The organism is Corynebacterium sp. MSK047 (assembly GCF_030232285.1).
Taxonomy (GTDB): Bacteria; Actinomycetota; Actinomycetes; order Mycobacteriales; family Mycobacteriaceae; genus Corynebacterium; species Corynebacterium jeikeium_D.
In genome coordinates, this window is the sequence record NZ_JASPJI010000004.1 from 33111 (window position 1) to 45774 (window position 12664).

At 62.0% G+C, this 12664-nt stretch carries 9 protein-coding genes and 2 pseudogenes; 4 read left to right on the top strand and 7 right to left on the bottom strand.

The features are described 5' to 3' along the window. Window positions 1-177 precede the first annotated feature (177 nt). The gene (gcvT, locus tag QP981_RS02190) at window positions 178-1350 is read left to right on the top strand and encodes a glycine cleavage system aminomethyltransferase GcvT (protein ID WP_070602777.1); all 1173 of its coding nucleotides are present in this window, start codon (window positions 178-180) and stop codon (window positions 1348-1350) included. A gap of 190 nt (window positions 1351-1540) precedes the next feature. Here the strand turns inward: gcvT and QP981_RS02195 are convergent, their stop codons facing one another. The 7 genes and pseudogenes from QP981_RS02195 to copR form a co-directional block, all read right to left on the bottom strand. Further along, window positions 1541-2176: a hypothetical protein gene (locus QP981_RS02195; RefSeq protein ID WP_284857844.1), complete on the bottom strand. Its 636-nt coding sequence runs from the start codon at window positions 2174-2176 to the stop codon at window positions 1541-1543. A gap of 258 nt (window positions 2177-2434) precedes the next feature. Then, complete coding sequence (locus QP981_RS02200) at window positions 2435-3523, bottom strand: alkene reductase (protein ID WP_284857845.1); 1089 nt, start codon at window positions 3521-3523, stop codon at window positions 2435-2437. Window positions 3524-4242: 719 nt separating this feature from the next. Next, window positions 4243-4881 (bottom strand): annotated as a pseudogene (locus tag QP981_RS02205) (IS6 family transposase). A gap of 93 nt (window positions 4882-4974) precedes the next feature. Continuing rightward, window positions 4975-7209, bottom strand: coding sequence for a copper-translocating P-type ATPase (locus QP981_RS02210; RefSeq protein ID WP_284857846.1), 2235 nt, complete (start codon window positions 7207-7209; stop codon window positions 4975-4977). A 51-nt stretch (window positions 7210-7260) separates the two neighbouring features. Further along, the gene (locus QP981_RS02215) at window positions 7261-7587 is read right to left on the bottom strand and encodes a heavy-metal-associated domain-containing protein (RefSeq protein WP_048731341.1); all 327 of its coding nucleotides are present in this window, start codon (window positions 7585-7587) and stop codon (window positions 7261-7263) included. Between the two features lie 111 nt (window positions 7588-7698). Further along, window positions 7699-8827: pseudogene (copS, locus tag QP981_RS02220) on the bottom strand (two-component system sensor histidine kinase CopS). After that, on the bottom strand, window positions 8824-9546 hold the full coding sequence (gene copR, locus QP981_RS02225; RefSeq protein WP_038626116.1) for a two-component system response regulator CopR: 723 nt from the start codon (window positions 9544-9546) through the stop codon (window positions 8824-8826). The pseudogene copS and the gene copR overlap by 4 nt, the downstream one beginning before the upstream one ends. Before the next feature lie 404 nt (window positions 9547-9950). On the opposite strand from copR, the gene QP981_RS02230 reads away from it, so the two are divergent. The 3 genes from QP981_RS02230 to QP981_RS11270 all read left to right on the top strand — a co-directional run bounded on the left by QP981_RS02230 (window position 9951) and on the right by QP981_RS11270 (window position 12324). Beyond that, complete coding sequence (locus QP981_RS02230; protein WP_284857848.1) at window positions 9951-10526, top strand: CueP family metal-binding protein; 576 nt, start codon at window positions 9951-9953, stop codon at window positions 10524-10526. 70 nt (window positions 10527-10596) lie between these two features. Further along, window positions 10597-12078, top strand: coding sequence for a multicopper oxidase family protein (locus QP981_RS02235; protein WP_284857847.1), 1482 nt, complete (start codon window positions 10597-10599; stop codon window positions 12076-12078). Between the two features lie 84 nt (window positions 12079-12162). Then, window positions 12163-12324, top strand: a complete 162-nt coding sequence (locus QP981_RS11270) for a hypothetical protein (protein ID WP_502869562.1) — start codon at window positions 12163-12165, stop codon at window positions 12322-12324. Window positions 12325-12664 lie beyond the last annotated feature (340 nt).

The window sequence follows — 12664 nt, forward strand, 5'->3', positions numbered from 1 at the left end:
GGGCCTTTGTGGTGGGCGCGGGGTCGTCGTCAAGCATGTGCGAATCAGTGCATGATAGTTAATGGACGGGCCTGTTGCCCTGGATCCGCAGGGGCTCGCGGAAGCGAGCACGGAGTCTTAGATATAAGGTGGGAAGGTAACAATCTGGTTTGCCCCACCGCAATAATTGGAGTGTGTATGACTGACAATTCTGGCGCTTCTGAGAACAACAATTCTTTCCGTAGCGCCCTGCATGATGAGCACGTAAGCCTTGGCGCAGAAATGCGCAATGTTGGTGGCTACGAAGTGCCGTTCCGCTACTCTTCGGAAATTGCAGAGCACAACGCAGTGCGTGAGGCCGTTGGTATTTTCGACCTGTCGCTGATGGGTATCATCCGCGTCACTGGTGAGGATGCGGCGGCGTTCCTTGCACACTCCCTGATTTCGGCAATCAAGCCGCTGGCGTTGGGCCGTGCCAAGTACACCATGATTGTGCAGGAAGACGGCGGCATTATTGATGACCTCATCATTTACCGCCTCGGTAGTCACGAATTCATGCTGGTGCAGAATGCCGCAGCCGCTGAAGATGTGTACTCGACGCTGCGCGAGCGCGTTGGTGGCTACAACGTCCAGGTTGAGAGCATGAATGACAAGAATGTGCTCCTGGCCATTCAGGGGCCGAAGGCTGCGAAGCTTCTGCGCCGTCTGCTGCCGCAGGATCTGCACGCGACTCTCGATGGCATGAACTACTACTCTTGCACCCTGCTCGAGGTCGCAGGTGTGGAAATGATTGTTGCCCGAACCGGCTACACCGGTGAGGACGGCTTCGAGATCTTCCCGCCGGCTGACCGCGCCGTCGAGGTCTGGCGTGCAATCATTGCAGCAGGTGGCAAGGTGGAAAACCCGGAGGATCCGGCTGACAACGGCGCTGACCTCGGCCTGCTGCCGTGTGGTCTGGCCTGCCGCGACACCCTGCGTCTTGAGGCCGGTATGCCGCTCTATGGCTACGAGCTGACTCGCGACCGCACTCCGCTGGAGGCCGGCCTGAAGTCCATCATGGGGCCGACCAAGGGGCAGTTTATTGGTCGCAACGCACTGATTAATCGTCCGCAGTCGAAGGAGCTACTGGTTGGTCTGCGTTTCTCCGGTGATGAAGCTCCGAAGCGTGGCACCAAGCTCATTGATGCGGAAGGTAACGAGGTTGGTGTGCTGACTTCCGCCAAGGTGTCGCCGACTTTGGGTCACCCCATCGGTTTTGCATACGTTCAGCGTTGGCAGTCCTCCACTGGCACGGAGCTGACCGTTGAAGGCGCCGACATTACCGCCACCGTCGTTCCGACGCCGTTCTACAACCGCCGTCACCGCAAGTAGGGGAGCGCCACGATTTCTGCTGTGCGGTGGCGAGCCGAAGTTTCCTTCAGGCTCGCCGCTGCCTGAGTGATTCTGCAATCACAAAAATCCGCTGCAGTATTGTTGCAGCGGATTTTGGTGTTTTAGGGCGAGCTAGTGCACCTTACCTAACTAAGTCCCGAGCCGACGAACCTCGCAGCCAGAGACGAACCTAGCGGAACAGGCCGGTGAGCCCTTGATTATCTTCGCTTGGCTGCTCGTCTTGCTCCGATTCCGATTCCGTCGGCTCGCCGGAGGTAGTCGGAGTCGTTGAAGTATCGGGCGGCGTGGAAGAATCAGAGGTCGTCGAGCTCTCCGTCTCACTAGTCTCCGTTGTGCTCTCGCTCGGAGTCGTCGGCTCAGGTTCCTGAGGCTGTGGCTCAGAGGTCGTCGAAGTAGTGGAGATCCACATTTGCTGCGATGTCGGGTTCGCGGGGGTTTGCTGCAGCACCGTCCACACCTCCTGCTCGCCGACTTGTGCGCATTCAAGATTCTGGCCGTTGGCGCTCATTCGTATTTCGCCGGTCTGGTTCGGGCACAGCTGCCCGATGCGCGGCGTACCGCCTTCTCGAACCTTTGGTCCCGTCGTCGGCGGCGAGCTTGTCGACGACGCCGTAGTAAGCGAGCTTGACGACGAGGTTTGCGTCGCGGCAACCTCCTCGCCTTCGTTGTTGGCGCAGCTGGTGGCCGTGGCTGCGAAGGTGAGGAAGCAGCAGGCCAGCGCCAGGTGCCGGCGGTGATTGCGCCGGCTAGTAGTGAGTTGAGGGTGCTGTACAGCTGACAGCTGAGTTCGCGTATTCACATCCATCTCACTTTCTGGGCTTCTCGGGCCTGCGTTGCGTGGTTTAATTCCCGGCTTTCTGGGTCGGCGTCTCCTGAAAAACCACTGGGGGTGCCAGCTGTAGGTTTACTTGCCGAGTTACTGGCATGGAAGGAGCTGGCATCCAATAGATAGGTTGATTCAACCGGAAACTATACAGTCGACTTTTCGATTTTCCTACTGTAAGTGACAAACCGGAGGTTTCTTCTCGCGCTTCGACGCCCACATTTTTATGCCAGCTGGCGTCTACGAGCTCACCGTGAAAAAGGGGTAATCTGTGTAGCCCTTCTCTCCGCCGGTGTAGAACGTGGACTCGTCCGGTGCCGTCACCGGTAGCCCCTCCTGCCAGCGGCGTACCAAGTCCGGGTTAGAAATGGCCAGCCGACCCACCACGGCGGCGTCCGCCTGTTGAATCAGCCGTTCGGCCGCATCACGGTCGGGCAGCTGGCCGAAGCCGTGGTTGAGGATGACGCGCGTGCGACCGTTCGCGCGGGCACGAGAAATCAGCTCGGTCATCAGATCACCCGCAGGATTTGCGTGCATGAAAGAGACATAGGCAAGGCCGAGGTCCGCGGTGGCATCGAGAAGCCCGCCATAGGTGGCGAGAACGTCGGCCGCATCCACTTCCTCTATACCCTGAATGTTGTTTTGCGGGGAGAGTCGGATAGCTACACGGTCTGCACCGATTTCATCGGCCACCGCGCGTAGAATCTCCTCGATGAGTCGGAACCGCTTCTCCGGTGATCCTCCATAGGAATCCTCACGCAAGTTCGAGTTCGGCGAGAGGAACTGGTGCAGCAGGTAACCATTCGCACCGTGAATCTCCACGCCATCCATTCCCGCGTCGATGGCGTTGCGAGCGGCGTGACGGAACTCGTCAATAATGCTTGGCAGCTCCGTGGTATCGAGGGCTCGTGGAACCGGGCAGTCCTTGCGTGATTCTAAGTCTCGGACCGCGGTGCCCGATGCCACAGCGGAGGGCGCGACCGGCTCCGTGCCCTCCTGCAGGCTGGCGTGAGATAAACGTCCAGCATTCATCACTTGCATGAAGATGTGCCCGCCGGCTTCATGAACGGAGTCGGCGACGCGACGCCATCCGGCTATCTGTTCCGCGGTGTCAATTCCGGGCTGACCGGGGAAAGCGCGGCGGCTTACCTTGGGGAAGACGCCTTCGGTGACAATGAGACCCAGCGAGGAGCGCTGAGTGTAGTAAGTCTCGTGTAATGAGGTGGGAACGCCGTCGCGCCCCGCCCGCGAGCGCGTCAGCGGAGCCATGATTATGCGGTTCGGCAGGGTCAGACGACCCAGTTGGAGGGAATCAAAAAGTGATGGCATGTTCGCAATAACGCTGAGGTGTCAACAACTATTCCGCATTTGTATCTTCATCAGTGGATTGGTGGCGTTGACACCGTTACTCTCGCAGTGAGCGACGTACTTAATGAACGCGAACCAGACTCCGTGGTTTCTAGACCTTCCTCTCTCCCCGCTATTTCTACAGAGCTCATAGAAGAGTTAGTATTTCTACGAATCTGCGAGAAAAATAAAGAACCCTCGCGCCCCATAAAAGTAGGTCGCGAGGGGGGAGCTTTCAGTTAGCTCTCCAACCTCTAGCATTGCCGCCGCTGACAGGGCGGCTTACACTTTTTCCACCGTTTCCTTACACGCCACGTCCACCGTTTCGGAAAACCTGCAACGGAAAGCGCGCCGAGAGTGCACCACGAAACCTAGTGCGGAGTTTCGTGGCGCAGTGCTTTATGTGGCCGGTTTGGGTCCGAGGTGAGACCTTGGTTCGGGGCCAGTGGGCGTCCTATTCGGCTAACTCCGCTTCACCTATCGCATGTCCTCACACCTCGCCATCGTGTCGGTCCAGCACTGCCGAACCTGGAGACGATTCTTGGTGTGGAGCTTGGCAGGCGACAGTACATAAACTGTCGCCGCCGTTATAGTGTCGAGCGAGCTTCTGTATGACTTCGAAGGGTGCTGTTGCAAAGTTGGGTGGAGAACCGCGAACACTCCTTTCTTCGTCGCCTGGCCAGCATTATGGCCCAGCCTGCTTAGACACTCCGGAAGACCCGGTTGACGATCACCGCGTCCGGGTTCGGTTGCCCGTAGACAAACATCACGCCTTGCCCTTTCCGCAATGAGTACATCGCCTCCATCCCTTTCAACGTCCGATATGCAAATGTCCGGTTCTTAAACGCGCCTTTCGGACCGAGGATCCGCTTCAGCCGACCATGGTCGCCTTCCAGGATGTTGTTGAGGTATTTCACCTGCCGGTGTTCCACTGTTGGCGGGCAGATTCCCTCTGACTTCAACTCGGCGATTGCCCTGGCTAGGGAGGGTGCTTTATCGCCGTTGATCACTTTGGGATACCCGGCTGACGCATTGGATCTGACGGCCTTGGCCAGGAAACACTTCGCTGCGGCCACCTGCCGCCGACCCGGATATAGGCCTCATCCACCCGCCAGGAACTGGCCTGCCAGTCAGTTACCTGTCGGGACCACCGTGTTTGCTTGTCCAGCTCACGGGCGTATTTCTGGACCCAGCGGTAGATCGTGGTGTGATCGACCGGCACGCCCCGCTGAAGTCATCATTTCCTCCAGATCGCGGTAGCTCACCCCGTAGCGGCAGTACCACCCACTGCCCACAGAATGATGTCACGGGGAGAAATGACGACCGGAGAAAATACCCATGGCTGTGACTATTTCACGTCACTCTTCCTACTGCCCCAACTTTGCAACAGCACCTTTCAGGGGCATATGGGGGCAGTGGAGAGAAGCGGTGGATCAGTGGACGGCGGTGGATGCCGGAGTAGGCGTGGCGTGTTCCTCTTTCGACTCGGTCGGAGCCAGGTGAGCCGGATCCAGATCAATGCGGCGCAACAGCTGGGCGTTCAGGGCCACCACGATGGTCGAGGCAGACATCAAGATCGCGCCCACGGCCGGGGACAGCACGAACCCGATCGAGGCGAGCACTCCGGCGGCCAGCGGCACGGCGAGGATGTTGTAGCCAGAGGCCCAGACCAGGTTCTGGATCATCTTGCGGTAGCTGGCCTGGGACAGCTCAATCATCGACAGCACTGCCCGCGGGTCATCACTGGCTAGGACCACCCCGGCAGATTCCATGGCCACATCCGTGCCGGCACCGATGGCGATACCGACCTCCGCGCGGGTCAGAGCGGGGGCGTCATTGACACCGTCACCGACCATGGCCACGCTCAAACCCCGGTCCTGCAGCTGCATGACCTTGGTGTCTTTGTCCTGGGGCAGGACCTCGGCGAAGACCTCATCGATCCCCAGGTCCTGGCCAACCGCCTGGGCCACCTGCTGCGCGTCACCGGTGATCATCGCGACCTTCACCCCGCGGTCCTGCAGGGCTTTCACGGCGGCGCGGGATTCGGGGCGGATCTTGTCCTCGACGGCCACCGCACCGATAATCTGACCGTCGCGGACAATATGGAGCACACCGGCCCCACGCCCGGTCCAGGCGCTGGTGGTGTCGGTGAGCTCGGCCGGGGTGGTGAGGTTGAACTCGCGCAGCATGTTCGGCCCGCCCACGAGGATCTCAGCGCCATCGACAGTGGCCCGGACCCCCCGGCCGGAGGCGGCGCTGAAACCAGTTGCACGCATTTGCCGACGGGAGGCCTCGGGATGGGCGGCCGCGGCCGCCACGATGGCGCGGGCCACGGGGTGCTCGCTGTCGGCCTCCGCGGCGGCGGCCAGGGCCAGCAGCTCGCCCTCGGTGACGCCGACAGCTGCTGCGACACCGGTGACCGCGTGCGCCCCCTCGGTCAGGGTGCCGGTTTTGTCGAAGAGCACCACGTCGATGGCGCGCATCCGCTCGAGCGCCATCCGGTCCTTGATGAGCACCCCGGATTTCGCGGCCCGCTCGCTGGAGATCGCAATGACCAGCGGAATCGCCAGGCCCAGGGCGTGCGGACAGGCGATGACCAGCACCGTGACCGTGCGCACCACGGCATCGTCCGGGCTGCCGATGATGGTCCACACCACCGCGGTGATCAGAGCGGAGATCAGCGCGAACCAGAACAACAACGCTGCCGCCCGATCCGCCAGGGCCTGGGCCCGGGAGGAGGACTCTTGGGCGTCGGCAACCATGCGTTGGATCCCGGCCAGGGCGGTGCCCCCGCCGGTAGCCTCCACCCTGATGCGGACGGTGTTGTCGGTGGCCACGGTACCGGCGACCACCTTGTCACCGGTGTCGCGGAAGACGGGACGGGATTCGCCGGTGATCATCGCCTCATCGAATTCGGCGGCTCCGTCGATGATGGTTCCGTCGGCCGGCACCCGGGCACCGGCCCTCACCAGCACGACGTCGTCGACGACCAGCTCGGAGATGGCCACGGTGCGGGTGGTCCCGTCGATGACTTTCTCGGCCTCATCCGGCAGCAGGGCAGCCAGCGCGTCAAGCGCGGAGGACGCGGCCCCGAGAGCACGCATCTCCAGCCAGTGGCCCAGCAGCATGATGGTCACCAGCAGGGCCAGCTCCCACCAGAAGTCCAGGTCAAAACCGCCCAGCCCCAGAGTGGTGACCCAGGAGGCGACAAACGCCACGGTGATGGCCATGGCGATCAGGAGCATCATCCCGGGTTGGCGGGATTTCAGTTCGTTCCATCCTCCCTTGAGGAAAGGCGTTCCGCCGTAGACGAAGATGATCGTGCCTAGCACCGGGGGGATCCAGGTGGATCCGGGGAATGCCGGGAGGTGGTAACCGAGCAGCTGGGCGACCATGGGGCTGAAAATAACGACGGGAATGGACAGAATCAGCGACCACCAGAAGCGTTCCCGAAACATTGCGGTGCTGTGTCCGGCGTGTTCGCCGTGACTATGAACGTGGTGGTCGTCGTCCAGGGCGGAGTGCGGGTGATCGTGGGGCATCGCCTGGCCGTGGGTGTCGGCATCTGTGTGGTGTTCGTGGCTGGCATGATCCGGGTGGTGGTTGTGGTCTGTTTCCGGAGCGGGGTGATCACCATGGTGATCGCCGGAATGGTGGGGAGTGCTCATGACGTTCCTTCCGCTCAACCCGGTCGGGGTCGAGATGATGGGTAAAACTGATCAGGATAAGACGGTGTAGCCGGCCTCCTCGATGGCCCGGCGAACCATCTCCGGAGGTACGGCACCGGTGACCGTGACGGTGGAAACACCACCAGCAGCGAGGTCAATCTGGACGTCGTCGACCTGGGGGAGCCCCTGAAGGGCCTGAGTCACGCTTTTCGCGCAGTGCCCGCAGGTTAGGCCGGTGACCTGGTAGCTAGGGGAGGACCCTCCTGCTGACGAGTCGCTGGCGGCAGGGACGGAGGCGGTGTCGGCACGTGAGGCAGGTCCGCAACAGCTGCAGCCGTGGGAGGCCATCGGCAAGAGGCGGGGCGGGGAGGTGATCATGGGAAAGCTCCTACGGGTCGGTGGGATGCGGTAACGCTCGCTAGCATATACCCCCCTGGGGTATACTTTCAAGGAGTGGAGGGCACGGCCCTCACACGGGGCAGGGTGTGCTCACCGAGCAGCCTCCTCACTGTCGGGAGGGGACAGCGGGAGGCGGAGGGCAAACACCGCTCCGCGACCGGGTCCGGGGGAGGTGGCGGTGAGAGTGCCGCCGTGGGCCTCGATCAATGCCTTGGAGATGGTCAGACCGATACCAGACCCGCCGTTGTCCCGGCTGCGGGCGGCATCCCCCCCGGTAGAAGCGCTCGAAGATGTGTCCGAGCTGGCCAGGTGGGATGCCCTCGCCGTCATCGGCGACGTGGATGAGCGCGGTGGACGCCCCCTGTCGGTGGACGCTGATCTGGACCTGCCCGCCGGCCGGGGTGTGCCGTAGCGCGTTCGACAGGAGATTGCTCATCACCTGGCCGAAGCGTTGCCGGTCCACGAGCACCCGGGCGGTGTCCGTAATGGTCTCGACCTGTAAATCGACGCCTTTGTCAGCATAAGCTTCCCCCGCGGCAGCAGCGGCGGTATGGAGCAGATCCCCGAGCCTTTCCTCTGCCAGGTCCAAATCGATCCGGTGTTCCTGGGCTCGGGAGACATCGTCAATGTCTTCCATCAACCGGGTCAGGCGGGTGAGTTGGTCAGCCATGATCGTATGGTTGGCATTATTCCAGTCCACGACCCCGTCCTGGAGACCATCGAGGTAGACCGTGAGCACCGATAAGGGGGTGCCCATTTCGTGGGCCAGATCAGAGAGCATCTGGCGGCGGACCTGTTCGGTGTGTTCCAGCCGGTCGGCCATGGTGTTGAAGGCATCTGCCAGGGTGGCAACCTCGGGGCCTGCTTCTCCGGCGGGCACGCGGATACGGAAGTTACCGGCCGCCAGGCTGGTAGCGGCGCGGGTGAGATCCTGCAGGGGGGTGCGCAGGCGACGCGATAACCACAGGCTGGCCAGTAGGGCGCTGATCAAGGCAGTGGGCAGGGCGACGGCCAGGGTGATCAGGTTGGCGTCCCGGTAGGCCTGCTCGGCATGGAACAGCTCCAGCGAGGGGTCCTCCCGGCCGGACATCAACATATGATCATGGAACAGGGTCGGCCCCACCGTCGTGGCCACGGCCGCGGCCACCATCAGGCTAATCACCACGACCAACACCTGGGCGGCCAGGAAGCGGAAGGTCAAGCCGGGTCCGTGATTCATGGCTGCCCCACCCGGTAGCCCACGCCACGCACGGTGTCGATAAACCCCCGGCCTCGGGTGTCGGTGCCGAGCTTGCGACGCAAGTTGCCGATGTGGACATCGACGATGCGTTCATCACCGACCCAGGTAGTGTCCCAGACCTCGGTGACCAGGTCGTGGCGGGTCAGCGCCTGGCCGGGGCGCAGGGCCAGGGCAACCAGCAGCTCGAACTCCGTGCGGGTGAGCTCCACAGTCGTCTCCCCCACCCGCACCTGATGGGCGACGGGGTCAAGGATGAGGTCACCAACGATCAAGGGGGTGGTCACCTGCGGTGGGGTGGTGCTGGTGCGCGGACGGCGCAGCACTGCATGCACCCGGGTCACCAGTTCCCGGATGCTAAAAGGTTTGGTGATGTAGTCATCCGCCCCCAGGGTCAAACCGCTGATCTTGTCGTCCTCGCTGCCACGCGCGGTGAGCATGAGGATGTAGCAGTCCGAGAAGGTGCGGATCCGTCGGCACACCTCCAGGCCGTCGAGTTCGGGCAGCCCCAGATCCAGCACCACAACATCGGGGGAAAAGCGACGGGTCTCGTCCACGGCCTGGGTGCCGGTGTGCGCCTGACGGGTATCGAAGCCTGCCCGGATGAGGTAGGAGGCCACCATCTGAGCCAGGGGTTGTTCATCATCGACGACCAGCACCCGCCCCGGGGGCGTGGCGGTGGTCGGTGTGTGGTCAGCCATAGACCCCAGTATCGCTCCGGCCAGGGGGGGAATACCATCCTCGCTCAGTGCCCGGCGGGGAATCTTCATCAAATCTTCAAATATAACCCTTCGACCGCCGTCACCCCTGTGCCCCACCCCGGGCCGGCGGCATCGCCTCCCCTGGTCGGTTCAGCAGGCGCCACCAGGGATTTTACTGCAAGCACCGCATACCCGGGGCGGGTAGAAGGACATCGCCCACGGCTGTGGGGTGGTGTCCCGGTGGTGACCCAGCTCACCGAATTCACCCTCTTTTCGCCCTGCTATAAGGCTGTGAGCAGGGTTTTTGATTTCTAGTCCGTCAGGCACCCGTGCTAGATAAAGATATGGCATCGACCTTGAGGCGGTGTCTTCTCATGGTCTTACCACGATCCAAGGAGATTGACGTGAAACGAGCAGCGATCGCAGTCGCCGCCCTTGCCCTCGCCCTCACGGGGTGTTCGGCTGCCGACCCGGAACCCACCGCCGATGGGACGGTGTCCCAGGATACATTCCTGACTGCCCATGGCCTGGCCGACATGGGCGCGGTGGAGATCATTGATCACCTCGACCGGCAGAAGGTCACTGAGCGTCCCACGGATTTGATCGCCTCAGTGCGTGCCGATGAACTGCTGCTCTCGAGCGATGACCAGGAAGTCGTGCTCGATCTTCCCGACAATCAGACGTATGTCTCGATCGCACCCTATCTCACCTCCACCCACGACTGCTTCTACCACAGCCTCACGACCTGCCAGGGGGAACTCGACAATGAGGATATCCAGGTCACGATCACCGATGAGGCGACCGGTGAGGTGCTGGTGGACGAGGCGACAACCACCTTCGACAACGGGTTTATTGGCTTCTGGCTTCCCGATGATGTCACCGGTCTGATTGAGGTCAGCTACCAGGGGCGTACCGGCACCACGGAGTTTTCCACCGCCGACGACGGTGCCACCTGTGTCACAGACCTGCGCCTGACGTGATGGCTCAGCAGGGTCCTCACCTGCGCCTGTCTCCCGTGTCACTGAATTCTTACACCAGGAAGGTTAAATCATGACGAATGCGTTTTCCCGACGACAGTTTCTGCTCGGCGGGCTCGTCCTCGCCGGCACCGGGGCCGTGGCCGCCTGCACCAGCGACCCTGGACCCGCTGCCCCGGCACCAGGTTCCTCCCTTCGCCCCACTCCCACCCCCACTGCGCTCGGTGAGCCGACGGTGCGCCGGACACTGACCGCCCGGCCCCTCTCTCTGGATATCGGCGGTATCGAAGCCAAGACGTGGGGATACGTCTCTGACACCGGGGATGCGGCCATTGAGGCCACCGCCGGCGATGTCCTCCAGGTCGATATCACCAATGAACTGCCTGAGAGCACCTCCATCCACTGGCATGGCATCGCACTCCACAACGCAGCCGACGGTGTGCCCGGCATGACCCAGGACCCCATTGAACCTGGCGAGTCTTTCTCCTATGTTTTTGAAGTCCCCCACGGTGGCACCTACTTCTACCATTCCCACTCCGGCCTGCAGCTTGATCGCGGCCTCCACGCCCCACTGATCGTCCGTGACCCGCAAGACGCTGAGGACCAGGACGTCGAGTGGACCATCGTGCTCGACGACTGGGTCGATGGCATTCAGGGCACTCCCGACGATGAGCTCGACAAGCTCACCGGAATGGGGTCGGACGACCATAACGGGAAGAAGGGGATGGGAGGTCACGGCCATATGATGCACGGCACCCCGGACCGGGTACTGGGCGGGGATGCCGGCGATGTGATGTATCCGCACTACCTCATCAACGGACGTATCCCCCGTGCTCACCGGACCTTCGAGGCTCGCCCAGGCGACAAGGCCCGCCTGCGGTTTATCAACTCCGGCGGTGACACCATCTTCAAGGTGGCCCTCGGTGGCCACCGCATGACCGTCACCCACACCGACGGCTTCCCTGTCCAGCCCCGGGAGACCGAATCGATCTACCTGTCGATGGGCGAGCGTGTCGACGTCGAGGTCATCCTCGGCGACGGCATCTTCCCGCTCACGGCTTTGGCGGTGGGTAAGGACGACCGCGCCTTCGCCGTCATCCGCACCGCCGGCGGCCAGGCTCCCCGCCCCGATGTCGACTTCCCCGAGTTATCGTCCACCGGACTGCTTCTGTCCTCCCTGAAGCCAGCAGACCGTGCACTCCTGCCCGAGGGCACACCAGACCGAGAAGTCAGCATCGACCTGGGCGGGCAGATGATGCCGTATGAATGGAGCATTCTCACCGACGGCCAATCGTCCTCCGCGACCGTGCAGGAGGGCCAGCGCCTGCGGATGGTCATGCGCAACAGGACCATGATGCCCCATCCCATGCACATCCACGGCCACACGTGGGCGCTGCCCGGCAGCGGCGGGCTACGCAAGGACACCGTCCTTCTCCGCCACGGTGAAACCATGATCGCCGACCTGATCGCTGACAACCCCGGTGAGTGGGCATTTCACTGCCATAACGCCTATCACATGGAAACCGGGATGCTCAGCTCGCTTCGCTACGAGTAACCGCCACAGCAGGGTTGAGTGCCGAGGTGGGCGGGGGTGCCCCCGAGTAGTGGACACGGCGTTGGTGTCAGGGGTGAACAATGTGTGCCAGGAGTTGACGGGATTGAAGTATGCGTCGGCGTGCACGGCAGCAAGTTCAATGATGCGGTCGTAGCGCTTGTTAAAGCCGGTGGTTTCGGTATCAATGACCGCAAAGACCGGCTCGCACGGCATGCGTGGGGTGTAGCGGTTGAGGAGGTTTTCTAAGAAGCCTATGGCCTCAAGCCAAGAGGCCCATACCGACATGCCCGCCTAAACGCTATCGAACACTGCAACCAACGTGGATTTCTGTGGATAACCACACTAGCCCTGTGTGGGTTGTCCACAAGGTTAGTGTGGTTGGCCTTTCGTAGCGGGCGTGGGTGTGGTTGCCTTAGTGCTATGAGCACTTCGCAGGACTATCCGAACTCCACCCCAACCCCCGCTACTACGACCACTGGGGAGGGTCAGCGGCGGGGCCGAGTTTGCGGGATATTTCCCAGCAGGAATTAAATACTGCTACCCAGTACATGATTGATGAGCATGGATATGCTGCGTACTAAGCAGA